This window comes from Thermus thalpophilus (assembly GCF_022760915.1).
GTDB classification, from domain to species: domain Bacteria; phylum Deinococcota; class Deinococci; order Deinococcales; family Thermaceae; genus Thermus; species Thermus thalpophilus.
On record NZ_JAKTNS010000128.1, the window covers coordinates 1 to 436 of the forward strand.

Genomic DNA, 436 nt, shown 5'->3' on the forward strand with positions numbered 1-436 from the left:
GTGGAGGTGGCTAAATCTGCCCGCAGAGCCTTTCCCTTTCCCGTGCGGGCTCTTCACGTGGACTCCACCAGCTTTCACGTCCACGGGGTGTACGGGAGCGGGGAAGAGGGCCAGACCGATACGGGGGACGAGCCCCTGGTCATCCGCCTCACCCACGGCTACAGCCGGGACCACCGCCCAGACCTCAAGCAGTGGGTGATGAACCTGATCTGCGCCGATACCGGGGGGATTCCCCTGCTCTTCGCTCCTGGGGATGGGAACCAGTCGGATCAGGAGGCCTTGGTTCCCCTGCTGGCGCGCTACCGCCAGAGCCTGGAACTGGGGGAGGTGGTGGTGCTGGACGGGGCCAGCTACAGCCAGGAGAACCTGGGGGCCCTGCGGGGGTTCTCCTGGGTCATGCGGGTGCCGGCCACCCTAAAGGAGGCCAAGGTCCTGC

Annotated in this window: 1 protein-coding gene; it reads left to right on the plus strand. The window is 66.7% G+C overall.

Features of this window, described 5'->3' with window-relative positions; all coding sequences use genetic code 11:
* A partial coding sequence (locus L0D17_RS13310) for an IS1634 family transposase (RefSeq protein WP_243095718.1) occupies positions 1–436 on the plus strand: 436 nt, incomplete at both ends.